Below are 12,464 nucleotides of genomic sequence, written 5' to 3'. Positions count from 1 at the left end.
TCAACCTGCATCAGCTGCTTCAATCACCATCGCGATTTGCTGATCAGCATGCAGAAAAGGCGGATATAATGAAACCCAAACTCCCGGCACTTCTCAGTTTCAATGGCGGTTATGTGGACACAGCAGGATTTCTGGCACTTCAGGGACTGTTCACCGCCCACGTCACCGGAAACTTTGTAACCCTTGGCGCATCCTTGGTTTACGGAACATCCGGAGCTCTTGCAAAATTGATGGCATTGCCGGTGTTTTGCTGCATCGTCGTTTTAACCAGACTGCTTGGCTACTGCCTCACCAGATACAAGTTGCCCGTTCTCCGCACCATGCTGTCGATCAAGTTGTTGCTTTTGTCTGTCGCCGCTGTCCTGGCAATTTCTTATGGCCCATTCCCGGACGGCGACAGTTGGACAGCTTTGGTGACTGGGATGGTATTGGTGTCGGCCATGGCGATCCAGAACGCTGTTCACCGTATTCACCTGGCTACTGCGCCACCGACAACGCTGATGACTGGCACGACCACTCAGATTATGATCGATTTCGCGGATTTGCTGCATGGGACAGAAGCCGACAAAATTGAGGGCGTCAGGGAAAGGGTCAAGAAAATGGTGTTGAGCGTCTTCGCCTTCGCCTGCGGTTGCGGGTTGGCCGCTGCACTCTATCTGATTGTCCAAATCGATTGTTTCATTGTGCCCCCCTTGCTTGCTCTCGTCGCCCTCCTTCTTCGGGAAGCGTCGGGCGAACAGGTCAACTCATCTCTCTGATCAATCAGTACAGTCGCTTTGTTCAAAGGCTGCAATTTCCGACAAGCCCTGTCGGCGGTCACCCGCTACTTTGCTGCAGGATTCAATTTTGAAGAGATCGATTTATGGCTTTCAAACTTCAAGTAAACGGTGTCGACCACGACGTGGATGTGGACGATGACACTCCTCTGTTGTGGATTCTGCGCGACATTCTTGGGCTCACAGGCACGAAATTTGGATGTGGTATGGCGCTTTGCGGGGCTTGTACCGTTCATGTTGACGGCGTTGCGACCCGTTCATGCGTTACGACGGTAGACAGCATAGGTACATCTGCAATCAGCACGATCGAAACGATGAGCGACAGCAGCGTCGGTCGTAAGGTCCAGGCCGCTTGGCATGAGTTGGAAGTACCACAGTGCGGTTACTGCCAATCCGGACAGATCATGTCTGCGACAGCGCTCCTGACCGACAACAGTAACCCTAGCGATACCGACATTGATGACGCGATGTCCGGCAACATATGCCGTTGCGGGACTTATCCCCGCATACGGGCAGCAATCAAGATGGCCGCCCAGACCATTAGGGCGAATGCCGCAGAAGGCAAATAACATGAAACACGACGGTCAACGCCCTGGAAAAAGTAGTGATGCAGCCATGCCTACCCGGCGCTCCTTTATTCAAGCCGGATTGGGCGTGGGGGGAGCATTTACTGTTGTCTTTGGACTGCCTCAAATTGCTCGGTACGCTCAGCGGCATACGCAGGATGCCGCCTCCACTGAAGTTGACATACCGCCGTTCATCCCCAACGCCGTTGTCCAGATTGATCGCGACGGACATGTGAGCCTGACGATATCGCAGGTGGAGATGGGGCAAGGAACGTATACGTCGATGCCGATGCTCATTGCAGAGGAACTCGAGATTGAACTAAGCACGATCACTGTCAAACATGCGCCTCCTGGTGACACGCTGTTCGGCAATGCCCTGATTGGTGAACAGGTGACCGGCGGCTCAACTTCGGTGAGAGCATTCTACGATCCCTTGCGCAAGGTTGGTGCCACGGTGCGCGAAATGCTGATTGCAGCTGCCGCCAAGGGATGGAACGTGGATGCGGCCAGCTGCCACGCGGAAAATGGGACGGTAGTTCATTCACCTACAATGCGAAAAGTCGGATACGGCGAATTGATACAGATCGCTGCATCAATTCCGCCGCCAGCCGACGTAAAATTGAAGATGCCCTCCGAATTCAAACTTATTGGAAAGGCTGCAAAGCGCCTCGACACGCCCGAAAAGCTCAATGGGTCGGCCGTCTACGGGATCGACGTCAAGCTCTCCGGCCTAAAAGTAGCTACTGTTTCGGCCTGCCCGGTTCTGGGCGGCAGATTGGCAAGCGTCGATCCCAAGAACGCCCTCGCTGTACGGGGCGTTCGTCAGATCGTACAGCTCGATAATGCCGTAGCGGTCGTGGCTGACCACATGGCGGCCGCAAAGAAAGGCCTTGCCGCTCTTTCCATCATTTGGGAAGCAGGCCCCAATGAAGCGACCGGTATTGCGGACATCGTTGCACAGCTCGCAGTTGCGTCGGAGACACCCGGAGCCGTCGCTGTGCAGCGCGGCGATGTGGCCGCGGCGTTGGACTCAGCAGCTACCCGCGTGGACGCCGTCTACCAAATGCCGTTCCTGTCACACGCGCCTATGGAGCCTATCAACTGTACAGTACATGTTCAGGAGGATTCCTGCGAAGTCTGGGTGGGTACACAGGTGGTTTCGCGAGCGCAGGCGGCTGCAGCAGAGGCGTCTGGGCTGCCGCTTGAAAAAGTTACTGTTCACAATCATCTCGTCGGAGGTGGTTTCGGTCGTCGCCTGGACGTCGACAGCATCCATCAAGCAGTGCAATTTGCGAAACAGGTTGCGGGTCCGGTGAAATTCATATGGACGCGAGAAGAAGACATTCAGCACGATATTTTCAGGCCATATTATTATGACCGCTTGTCTGCAGGTCTCGATCAGTCAGGTGTTCCGCTTGCATTCCATCACAAGGTGACGGGTTCATCCATCATAGCTCGATGGGAACCTTTCAAATTCAAGAACGGCATCGACAATGACGCGGTTGAAGGCGGCTCCGGCCCTTATGATTTTGCCAACGTACTTGTCGATTATGTCCGGCACGAACCTCCTGCCGGACTAACCACCGGATGGTGGCGCGGCGTGGGATTCACGCACAATGCTTTTATTGTGGAGTGCTTCATCGATGAGCTGGCGACAACGGCCGGCCAAGATCCCGTTTCCTATAGGAGAAACCTTCTCAAGAAAGACACCCGAGCGTTGGCTGTGCTTGACCTTGTTGCGGAGAAATCGGGATGGGGAACTCCCCTGCCCTCCGGAAGCGGCAGAGGAATTTCCATCTTTAACGGCTTCGGGATGTACATGGCACAAGTCGCCGAGGTGAGCGTAAGCACCAATGGTGCCGTAAAGGTGAAGCGCGTGACTTGTGCGCTGGATGCAGGAACCATCATCAATCCTGATACCGTGAATGCCCAGGTTCAAGGCGGTGTTATATTCGGACTAACGGCAGCACTATACGGCGAGATAACCATCAAAAACGGAAAGGTAGAACAGTCAAATTTCGACACCTACCGAATGCTTCGCATCAATGAAGCACCGTTGATTGACGTGAACATAATCCAGAGCAACGAATCTCCCGGTGGCATGGGAGAGCCCGGCACTTCCGGGATAGCGCCAGCGGTTGTAAACGCGATATTTGCGGCAACAGGCAAGAGATTGCGTAAATTGCCAATCGATTCCAGCTTACTAGCGCAAGGAGCTTAGATGTACCTCGGAAGTCCGGTCGCTTAAATCACCATTACCGCGCATTTGCTAAAACCAGAGCGCAAATTAGACCCTGACATCGGGGCGAATGTGTTTAGAATCTAAAATATTGGAGACGTTATGCAGCTAACTTACCATGTTCACGCCCACGACGGTGGTTGGGCTTATCGCCTCGATGACGTCTGGTCTGAAACGTTTCCGACCCACGACAAGGCATTGGGAGCGGCCAAGCAAGCAGCTCGCCGACAACAAGTTGGCGGTCAGGATGCCCAGATCAGCTACGAGACCGAAGACGGGATCTGGCGACGGGAAAGCGTAAGTGGAGGAGACCGCCCCGAGGTTGGCGTGGAGGACGACGGTTAAATCTCTCCAGAACGAGTGTGTGAAGTCCGAATATCAGATGACCAGCCAGCGATGGCAGGTGGGCAACAGTGCGATGGTCAATCCCGATTGAGACCCATGATCGATGACTTTACTTGATCTCGGGGTCCTCCGACAACTTTCGTGGGACTCCCGGAAATCAGTTAGATGCACTGGAACCTGTCGGTCTTGAAGCCCCAGTCAACGTGTCCGCCAGCAAGACTTGCCGTGCGGGATATCAACCGTAGCTGCGATTATACGGGATGGATCATATCGCGGGCATAGGACAGGCCTATGCCATAACCACCGCCATGGGTCTCGACAATCGAGCGAGCCCCTTCATAGGTTTCGTGTCTTGTCCAATCCCTCTGCAATTCGAGCAGGACCTGTATCCAGGATGTCATGGTTGCCCCAGCCGATGCCATGCGGCGCAGCGCAAGTTCGTGGCTGGCAACCGTCAAACCGCCGCAGGCATCACCCACCACTGAAACATCATATCCATCCCCAAGTGCAGACAATACGGGAAATGACACGCAAGCTTCCGTTAGAAGTCCGGAAACTATCAAGTGCCGCCGCCCTGTATCGATCACAGCATTTCCCGCAGCTTCGTCTTCCCAAACATTCATATTGCGTCGGTCAATCACTTTCACGTCCGGTATATGCTGGCTGATCGCGGGCATCAACGGACCGCTGTAGACTTTGGTTGCCGAGGTTGAAACAATGATCGGGATATCAAATGTTTTTGCCGTTTTGACCAACGCCACAACGTTGTTCAGCAGCATTTGGCGGTCAACGGAGCCAACACCAAACGCAAGCCCCGCCTGCTGGTCGATGAGCAGCAGACAACACTCCGATGGATCAATGAGGTGGGCTTTAGCGGCCATGGCAAACTCCAGCAATTTTGAATCGGATGGTTACGACGAACATCAATCTACCTGTACGATCGACTTCCGCAGTTCTCTTGAATAAAAGGCCTGTGTTTGCGCAATGTCGCCCGATTTTAATTCGCTCGTCCGGCTGAAAGGGCGTCCGATGTTTATCCATCGGACGACGTGCCGCGTAGTGAGTGACAGGAGATCGGTGCCATCGCTGTGACGGGCCTTATCGGGCTTGTTTCGCCCACCAGCCAAGAATTTTCCAGTCCCAGATGAAGATTTCTCGGCATATGATGATTTGTACGACGACGATGATGGTCTTGCCAGTCGTATCCAGTCTGGTATCTAATGGGATTGGGGACAGGTTGTATTGGCAGTTTTGATAGCTGTTCTGAGATTGCAGCCCATCGGACTGCATCCTATTGCGCTCCATTGGCTGCGACGATGCGAGTTTCGTCCCATGCGAGTTGGCGACCGTCAGCTGAATATACTGTGAGCCGCGAAACCGGATTTCTTTCATCGGCATCCACCAGAACGGAATGCTTTTCATCCTCGCGATAAAGATGATCTTCCCCCCATTGCCGTAGAGCGACGATAACAAGGAACAGATTGCGCCCTTTGTCCGTCAGGACGTATTCACGATAGGCGCTTCCATCGGAGGCGGGCGCTAGGTTAAGAACGCCAGCCTCTACAAGATCGCGTAGGCGAGTCGTTAGCATACCTTTGGCGATGCCGAGATTTTGCTGGAACTCACTGAAGCGTTTGATCCCGTCGAACGCATCGCGGACGATCAGAAGCGACCACCAGTCGCCTATCGCATCCAGGCTCCGCGCCACAGGGCATTCAGCCTCTCGAAAACTCTTCCGTTTCATAGCGCTCATTTCCAACATGATTCTGGTTCTAAAATAGAACTAGATTCGCCGCACCGCAAGTGGTCTTGTTATAAGACTAGAAACGAGGACCACGAACATGGGCACGACCACGACAGTCAATGAACGCTTCCAGAACCAAGCAGACGACGCGCAATCCCAACTCCAGCTAGCTCCCTGCTTGCCCAAATGGTTGGTTTTGATCTTTGCCGTGACATGCGGCATCAGCGTTGCCAACATCTACTACGCGCAACCGCTGCTCGACACTATGGCGGCGGATTTTTCCATCAGCTTACCCGCCATTGGATTCGTCATTACTTTGACGCAGATCGGTTACGCTACAGGGCTTTTGTTCATCGTTCCCTTGGGCGATCTTGTTGACCGCCGCAAGCTCATTATCGCTCAAATTCTTCTGTCGGCAGCCGCGCTGGCTGTGGTCGCCATTGCACCAAGTGCGGCTATCCTCTTCGCTGGCATGTTAGCCGTGGGCCTTCTCGCAGTTGTAGTGCAGGTACTTGTGGCCTTCACCGCGACTCTCGCACCTCCCCAAGAACGGGGCCGCGCCGTAGGCCTTGTGACAAGCGGCGTGGTCATTGGAATTCTTTCCGCCCGCTTCGTGTCAGGGATGCTGGCCGATCTGGGAGGCTGGCGAGCCGTCTATGTTACATCCGCATTGCTGATGATCGTTTTGGGGGCGTTGATTTCACGCGTCCTGCCACGACATGTTCCGATGGTCGGCACGGAGAGCTACGGCACGATCCTGAAATCCGTCCTCGTTCTGTTCATTCGGGAACGGCACTTGCGTGAGCGGGCGGTCCTCGCTTTTCTCATATTTGCAAGTTTCAGCACACTGTGGACCGCGATGGTCTTGCCACTGAGGGCCGCGCCCTTTGGGCTGTCGCACACCGAAATCGGCCTGTTCGGATTAGCCGGACTGGCTGGCGCGTTAGCGGCGAGCAGCGCCGGGCGTCTTGCAGATTGCGGGTTAGCGCACTGGACAACGGGTCTATCCCTTGCTTTGCTCACCCTGTCATGGCTTCCCATCGGCTTTTTGCCGCAATCGTTATTCGCCTTCACTACTGGCGTGATCCTGCTCGATTTTGCAGTTCAGGCGGTCCACGTCACCAACCAGAGCCTGATCTTTGCTGGTCACCCTGAAGCACGTAGCCGCCTGGTTGGCGGTTACATGGTATTCTATTCGGCAGGCAGCGCGCTCGGAGCCATCTTCTCAACCACACTCTATGCAAATTTCGGCTGGACTGGCGTTTCAATCCTCGGCGCAACGTTCAGCTTGGCTGCTTTGCTCTTCTGGCTGTTTACGCGCGTCGGTATTTCGTCCTAGCTGTTAGGCAATTTTAGACTTCCTGCCTCGCGCGCTGGGTTTAATCGGAACGCTCTTTCCATACTCCCTCCACCACGCAGTCAGCGCTTCCATCGTCGGGCCGAGCCCGCGCGCCTTTTGCGTAATCTCATATTCGACACGTGGAGGAACCTCCGCAAAGATGGTTCGGGACAAAAGACCGTCTGCTTCGAGCTCGCGCAGTTGTACCGTCAGCATGTGTTGGGTGATGCCGGGTATGGCCTTCCTCAGTTCCCCAAATCTGTAGACCCGCTGATTAAGCAGCCACATGATTTCGAGCTTCCACTTGCCCGAAAGCAGTGCGAAGGCGCGTCGCATTTCCTCATGCATATTGATTTCTTCATCGACCATAGTCTTCATTTCCATACTAGCCACCAGTAATTCATCCTACTTGCAATATTCGATCTTAAACGACATTTTCAATTCACCCACCAGGGGCGCAGTAAAAAGTGCTCCAAATACAAACTGATAGACTCGATAAACAACATGTTGCTGGGCAGCTAGCGACAAGGATGAGACTATGACTGGATACTATGCATACTGGATCAGCACGGCGCTTTTGTCCCTTCTCTATCTGACATCGGCCTTTATGTATGTCACGAAAGCAGACTGGGTTCGCGGGGTTCTGGCGGAGCTTGGGTATAAGGCTCCTTACCTCGTGTGGTTTTTGATCGTCATTAAGATCTTCGGCCCCGTCGCGATCCTTTCGCGCGTCAGCGTGCCGCTTAGCGACCTCGCCTATGCCGGCATCTTTTTTCACCTGCTTCTATCTGGCTTGGCGCATATCGGTGTTCGCAAGCCATTGGCAGCTCTGCCTGCAGTCATTGGCCTTGTTCTCATGATCACCTCGTTCGTTACGCAAAACGATACCCGAGATGTGCCATCCCCTTACGTTCAAGCAGCGGTGCGCTGACACCGCAGCAATCCCCTACCCTTATCAAGTGGAGACAAACATGAATCGACTCAACGGAAAAGTGGCGGTCGTCACTGGCGCAAGCCGTGGCATAGGTCGCGCCACCGCAAAGCTGTTAGCCGCTGAAGGTGCCAAGGTTGCAGTTCTTTCGCGAACGACCGAGGGCGTCGAACGCGTTGTTGCAGATATCGTCGAAGATGGCGGCACGGCGCTCGGTATTGTCTGCGACGTCGGCGACACAGATCAGATCAAGGCTGCGGTCGACAAAGTCGTGACCGCCTACGGCCGGATCGACATTCTCGTGAACAACGCATTCGATGGTTCCGCTGTCCTGTCTCCGGTCATCGAACTTCCGGTCGAGCAATTGCAACGCAACTTCGACACAGGACCCATCGCGTATCTGCGATTCATGCAAGCCTGCTATCCCCACCTCAAAAAAAGTGGAGAAGGCCGGGTCATCAACTTCGGCTCCATGGCTGGTATCATAGGACTGGTGGGGTACGGTCCATACAACATGGCCAAAGAGGCCGTGCGCGCGCTTACCCGCACGGCGGCGCATGAATGGGGCGCTGATAAAATCACGGTGAACAATATTCTGCCGATAGCGGACACTTGGGGAGCGGCGGCCAAGAATGTACCCGCGCCAGCCAGTGCACTCGGTCGTTTTGGCTCTCCAGAAGATGACATCGCTCCGGTCGTCCTGTTCCTCGCCAGCAAGGATTCGCAGTTCGTCACCGGCTCCAGCCTCACCCCCGACGGCGGCTCAATTATAGACGCCGCGCGGTAACATAAAGAGCCTGCCTCTACACAAAATCCTCGCGAGAGGCATTTGCATGACAGATGCAATTTGAACGTAACTCTCTTTGGAGCAACCGGAAAACCGGGAAGCGTTCGCGGATCTGATGCAGTGCTGTCTGCGCTGGGCCGACATCGTTATCGCACGCGAACGATCCGCCAAATTACGCTGGTATTGGAAATGATCATCTCAGCCATGAAGCAGGAAGATGTGAAGAAGCTTGTTGCTGTTTCCCACCGGCACGCAGTCGATCCTAGCGAGGGATCGGACCGGAGCGCCTGGCGCGATCAGGGTCTCGCCTGGGTACCGGTATGCTGCGACGCGGTAAGCGGCCGCAATGCGCGTCGCCCTCGACAACTGTGCCGCGACCGCAACCGTGTCTGCGTATTGTCCGAGGATATAATAGCGACAGCCTCCAGTTCACGGCAATCGGCGGGAAGGAAGGGATCCAGCTGTTTTGCCCGTAGCTGATATTTCAGCGCCATCTCACCATCGCCGAGGAAGTTATAGAGTTCGTTCTGATCGACCACCAGCCCTATGGGAATTGACCTGATCGCAATACGCAAACATGGAGAGAGGATATCATTATGGAACTCAAGCGACGGCTGATCGACCACCTTCATTCTGCCAATCTCGCTGAAAGCAAGAGGTTCTACCAAGCAGTGTTGGCAACATTTGGTATCGAGGTTGTCGATGGTGGTGATCACTTTTATGCTGACGAATTGTGGATCGACACGGGGACTAACTAGATTGAATTTTATATAATAAAAACAAAGATTTCATGGAGTTCTTGTTTGTGTACCGGCGATTGAAGCGGCCGATCTGCGGCCACGGCTCGTTAGAATCTGCCTAAAATTTGCAACCCGTTTCAAATTCAGGCGATGCCCGATGGCAGTTTTGACGCGCCGGAGACCTTACCGATGGCAGCTCACGGTCCATTATGGACGGATCGGATGGTAAGACGGCTTCCTCATGCCCCATGCATTCGGTATCGTTCCTGTCCGGGCATGTGGCGCTAAGTGGTTTAAGATTGCGCCGCCACGCGGTTTTCGCTACTTTTGGTTGTTGCTGTTGTTCGTTGGGGACGGCGTTCAGCCGGGGATCACATGTCTCAAAATCTTTTGGTTAACGGCACTAATTATGCCGTCGATGTTGATGATGACATTCCACTACTTTGGGTCCTTCGTGACACCATAGGTCTTACCGGTACGAAATTCGGCTGTGGCATTGCAATGTGCGGTGCCTGCACCGTGCATGTCGATGGCATACCCGTGCGGTCGTGCGTAATGCCGGTCGGTGACGCGGTGGGCAAGCCTGTCACCACGATCGAAGCGATTGGTGATACTGCCGAAGGGGCGCGGGTACAAAGGGCCTGGCTGGAAATCGATGTCGTGCAGTGTGGCTATTGTCAGTCCGGACAAATCATGTCCGCCACTGCGCTCCTTGCTGCCAATCCGTCGCCGACAGATGACGATATCGATGCTGTCATGGCCGGAAATATCTGCCGATGCGGGACCTACCCACGCATCCGGGCGGCCATCAAGCTAGCGGCAAAGGCGGGGTGATGCGATGTCGATTCATGACAAAGTCAACGTTTCCGTCTCGCGCCGCCACTTTCTGATCGGCGCATCGCTCACAGGAGCGGGCCTGATCATTGGATTGCAGCCATCGCTTTCATCGGCTGCTACGGGCGACCTTGAACCAAACCCCTTCATTCGCATTCCCGCCGATGGCAAAATTGCGCTCATCATGCCTTCCGTGGAGATGGGGCAGGGTATCTACACTTCAGTGGCGATGCTGCTCGCCGAAGAACTCGAAGTCACCCTCGAACAGGTGGTGCTGGAGCATGCGCCTGCTGATCCTACCCGTTACGCAAATCCCTTGCTGGGCGACCAGATCACAGGCGGTTCCCTTGCCATTCGCGGTGTTTACGAGCAGATGCGCAAGGCAGGTGCCAGCGCCCGTGTGATGCTGGTGAACGCTGCGGCGCGTGGTTGGGGCGTCTCGCCTGAAACATGCACGGCTGAGGCTGGGCAAGTCATTCATGCCGCAAGCGGTCGCCGCGCTGCCTATGGCAGCCTGATCCAGGCTGCAGCATCCCAGGCGGTTCCGCAGGAAGTGCCGCTCAAGGCTGCATCGAGCTTTAAGCTTATCGGCAAGCCCATCCGGCGTCTTGACAGCCCTGAGAAGGTCAACGGAACCGCAAAATTCGGTATCGACGCCCGTCCGGAAGGCGTGTCCTACGCGGCTATCGCGATTTGTCCCCATTTCGGTGGCAAGCTGCGATCCGTTGATGACAAGCCAGCAATGGCGGTCAAGGGTGTCAAACAGGTCGTCCGCATCGAGGACGCGGTTGCGGTGGTGGCTGACAATACCGGCGCTGCGCGCAAGGGGCTTGCCGCGATTGCCATCGAGTGGGACGCTGGTCCGAGCGGCGATCTTTCATTGGCCGAACTCGAGAAGCGCGCGGAGGATGCGACGACCAGCGGCAAAGCCTTGCCTCACATTAATGAAGGCGATGTCACGAAGGCCGAAGCTGAAAACGGGCCGGTTCACGAATTCGTCTACCGCCTCCCGATCCTTGCGCATTCGGCGATGGAGCCTATGAACTGCACCCTTCACGTTCGCAAGGACAGTTGCGACGTGTGGGTCGGCACCCAAGTGGCGGGCCGGGCGCGGCAGGCCGTGGCCGACGTCACGGGCCTTCCTGTGGATAAGGTTGTTGTTCATAATCACCTTCTGGGTGGCGGTTTCGGCCGAAGGCTCGATGTCGACGGCGTAATTCTGGCGGCGAAGATCGCAACACAGGTGGATGGTCCAGTAAAGGTCACCTGGAGCCGCGAGGAGGACATCCGCCACGACTGCTATCGATATCTTAATTACAGCAAGATCACGGCAACGCTCGGTCCAGACGGACTGCCCATGTCATGGCGGCATCGCGTGATTGGTCCCGCCGTCATGGCGCGCTGGCTGCCGGCCTTTACCCGCGATGGCATTGACCTTGACATCATGGGCGGTGCAGAGTCGTCATACGCGATCCCGAACAAATATACCGAGTTCGTGCGCCACGAGGCTCCGGACGGAATGTTGACTGGTAATTGGCGCGGCGTCGGTGCCACGCGCAACATCCCCCCGATCGAAGGCGGCATCGACGAACTGGCTCATGCCGCAAAGATCGATCCGCTCGAGTACCGCAGGCGGCTGCTTCAGCATAAGCCGCGTCTCATCGGTGCACTTGATCTGGCCGCAGAGAAAGCCGGCTGGACGAATACCTTGCCTCGGGGCAAGGGAAGGGGGATCGCCCTGTCGGAGGATTTTGGCAGCTTCGCTGCGATGATCTCTGAGGTAAGCGTCGGGGACGACGGAAAACTCAAGATCGATCGCATCGTCTTTGCAGTCGACTGTGGCCAGGTTGTCAATCCGGACACGGTGGACGCGCAGATATTGAGCGGCATCGTCTATGGTCTCAGCGCGGCACTCTACGGGCGCTTAACTGTCCAGAACGGTGCCGTCGTCGAGAGCAACTTCGACGACTCTCCCGTCTTGCGAATCCACGAAACGCCAAAGATCGAGGTATACATCGTTCCGAGTTCGGAAGCGCCAGGCGGCATAGGCGAGGTCGGCACGCCGGGTGTCGCCCCGTCACTGTTCAATGCGATCTTCGCGGCAACCGGCAAGCGGCTCCGGTCGCTGCCGATCGACCAGCACGAATTCCGGAGGGTGTGATC

The 12,464-nt window shown here is 55.5% G+C and carries 13 protein-coding genes; 10 read left to right on the top strand and 3 right to left on the bottom strand.

Going from position 1 to position 12,464, the window contains the following annotated elements; translation table 11 throughout:
* Positions 1-68 precede the first annotated feature (68 nt).
* The 4 genes from CU103_RS21050 (at position 69) to CU103_RS21035 (ending at position 3,926) form a co-directional block, all read left to right on the top strand.
* Positions 69-758, top strand: a complete 690-nt coding sequence (locus CU103_RS21050; RefSeq protein WP_106665996.1) for a YoaK family protein — start codon at positions 69-71, stop codon at positions 756-758.
* 104 nt (positions 759-862) lie between these two features.
* Positions 863-1,345: a (2Fe-2S)-binding protein gene (locus CU103_RS21045; protein ID WP_106665995.1), complete on the top strand. Its 483-nt coding sequence runs from the start codon at positions 863-865 to the stop codon at positions 1,343-1,345.
* 46 nt (positions 1,346-1,391) lie between these two features.
* Positions 1,392-3,563 carry a xanthine dehydrogenase family protein molybdopterin-binding subunit gene (locus CU103_RS21040; protein ID WP_245448925.1) on the top strand — a complete coding sequence of 724 codons (2,172 nt, stop codon included), beginning with the start codon at positions 1,392-1,394 and terminating at the stop codon, positions 3,561-3,563.
* 120 nt (positions 3,564-3,683) lie between these two features.
* Positions 3,684-3,926, top strand: a complete 243-nt coding sequence (locus tag CU103_RS21035) for a DUF2188 domain-containing protein (protein WP_106665993.1) — start codon at positions 3,684-3,686, stop codon at positions 3,924-3,926.
* A 251-nt stretch (positions 3,927-4,177) separates the two neighbouring features.
* Here the strand turns inward: CU103_RS21035 and CU103_RS21030 are convergent, their stop codons facing one another.
* Positions 4,178-4,807, bottom strand: coding sequence for a hydrolase (locus CU103_RS21030; protein WP_106665992.1), 630 nt, complete (start codon positions 4,805-4,807; stop codon positions 4,178-4,180).
* A 410-nt stretch (positions 4,808-5,217) separates the two neighbouring features.
* Complete coding sequence (locus CU103_RS21020; RefSeq protein ID WP_106665990.1) at positions 5,218-5,670, bottom strand: winged helix-turn-helix transcriptional regulator; 453 nt, start codon at positions 5,668-5,670, stop codon at positions 5,218-5,220.
* Between the two features lie 97 nt (positions 5,671-5,767).
* Here CU103_RS21020 and CU103_RS21015 point away from each other — a divergent pair, with 97 nt between their 5' ends.
* Positions 5,768-7,009, top strand: coding sequence for an MFS transporter (locus tag CU103_RS21015; protein WP_106665989.1), 1,242 nt, complete (start codon positions 5,768-5,770; stop codon positions 7,007-7,009).
* A gap of 3 nt (positions 7,010-7,012) precedes the next feature.
* Here the strand turns inward: CU103_RS21015 and CU103_RS21010 are convergent, their stop codons facing one another.
* Complete coding sequence (locus CU103_RS21010; protein ID WP_106665988.1) at positions 7,013-7,393, bottom strand: winged helix-turn-helix transcriptional regulator; 381 nt, start codon at positions 7,391-7,393, stop codon at positions 7,013-7,015.
* 154 nt (positions 7,394-7,547) lie between these two features.
* Here CU103_RS21010 and CU103_RS21005 point away from each other — a divergent pair, with 154 nt between their 5' ends.
* The 5 genes from CU103_RS21005 to CU103_RS20990 all read left to right on the top strand — a co-directional run bounded on the left by CU103_RS21005 (position 7,548) and on the right by CU103_RS20990 (position 12,462).
* Complete coding sequence (locus tag CU103_RS21005; RefSeq protein WP_106665987.1) at positions 7,548-7,940, top strand: DoxX family protein; 393 nt, start codon at positions 7,548-7,550, stop codon at positions 7,938-7,940.
* 40 nt (positions 7,941-7,980) lie between these two features.
* A complete protein-coding gene (locus CU103_RS21000) occupies positions 7,981-8,727 on the top strand; it encodes an SDR family NAD(P)-dependent oxidoreductase (RefSeq protein WP_106665986.1) in 747 nt (248 codons plus the stop codon).
* Positions 8,728-9,323: 596 nt separating this feature from the next.
* On the top strand, positions 9,324-9,485 hold the full coding sequence (locus tag CU103_RS31495) for a VOC family protein (protein ID WP_170117092.1): 162 nt from the start codon (positions 9,324-9,326) through the stop codon (positions 9,483-9,485).
* 357 nt (positions 9,486-9,842) lie between these two features.
* Positions 9,843-10,301, top strand: a complete 459-nt coding sequence (locus tag CU103_RS20995) for a (2Fe-2S)-binding protein (RefSeq protein WP_106665985.1) — start codon at positions 9,843-9,845, stop codon at positions 10,299-10,301.
* Positions 10,302-10,305: 4 nt separating this feature from the next.
* On the top strand, positions 10,306-12,462 hold the full coding sequence (locus tag CU103_RS20990; protein WP_106665984.1) for a xanthine dehydrogenase family protein molybdopterin-binding subunit: 2,157 nt from the start codon (positions 10,306-10,308) through the stop codon (positions 12,460-12,462).
* The last annotated feature ends 2 nt before the right edge of the window (positions 12,463-12,464 follow it).

Source organism: Phyllobacterium sophorae, assembly GCF_003010965.1.
Classification (GTDB): Bacteria; Pseudomonadota; Alphaproteobacteria; order Rhizobiales; family Rhizobiaceae; genus Phyllobacterium; species Phyllobacterium sophorae.
The sequence above is the reverse complement of the archived record's forward strand: the minus strand, read 5'-3'. Positions and strand labels throughout refer to the sequence as shown.

Coding starts and splice junctions, on each gene's coding strand:
- CU103_RS21050 (WP_106665996.1), top strand. CDS start 69: ATGAAACCCAAACTCCCGGCACTTCTCAGTTTCAATGGCGGTTATGTG.
- CU103_RS21045 (WP_106665995.1), top strand. CDS start 863: ATGGCTTTCAAACTTCAAGTAAACGGTGTCGACCACGACGTGGATGTG.
- CU103_RS21040 (WP_245448925.1), top strand. CDS start 1,392: ATGCCTACCCGGCGCTCCTTTATTCAAGCCGGATTGGGCGTGGGGGGA.
- CU103_RS21035 (WP_106665993.1), top strand. CDS start 3,684: ATGCAGCTAACTTACCATGTTCACGCCCACGACGGTGGTTGGGCTTAT.
- CU103_RS21030 (WP_106665992.1), bottom strand. CDS start 4,807: ATGGCCGCTAAAGCCCACCTCATTGATCCATCGGAGTGTTGTCTGCTG.
- CU103_RS21020 (WP_106665990.1), bottom strand. CDS start 5,670: ATGAAACGGAAGAGTTTTCGAGAGGCTGAATGCCCTGTGGCGCGGAGC.
- CU103_RS21015 (WP_106665989.1), top strand. CDS start 5,768: ATGGGCACGACCACGACAGTCAATGAACGCTTCCAGAACCAAGCAGAC.
- CU103_RS21010 (WP_106665988.1), bottom strand. CDS start 7,393: ATGGAAATGAAGACTATGGTCGATGAAGAAATCAATATGCATGAGGAA.
- CU103_RS21005 (WP_106665987.1), top strand. CDS start 7,548: ATGACTGGATACTATGCATACTGGATCAGCACGGCGCTTTTGTCCCTT.
- CU103_RS21000 (WP_106665986.1), top strand. CDS start 7,981: ATGAATCGACTCAACGGAAAAGTGGCGGTCGTCACTGGCGCAAGCCGT.
- CU103_RS31495 (WP_170117092.1), top strand. CDS start 9,324: ATGGAACTCAAGCGACGGCTGATCGACCACCTTCATTCTGCCAATCTC.
- CU103_RS20995 (WP_106665985.1), top strand. CDS start 9,843: ATGTCTCAAAATCTTTTGGTTAACGGCACTAATTATGCCGTCGATGTT.
- CU103_RS20990 (WP_106665984.1), top strand. CDS start 10,306: ATGTCGATTCATGACAAAGTCAACGTTTCCGTCTCGCGCCGCCACTTT.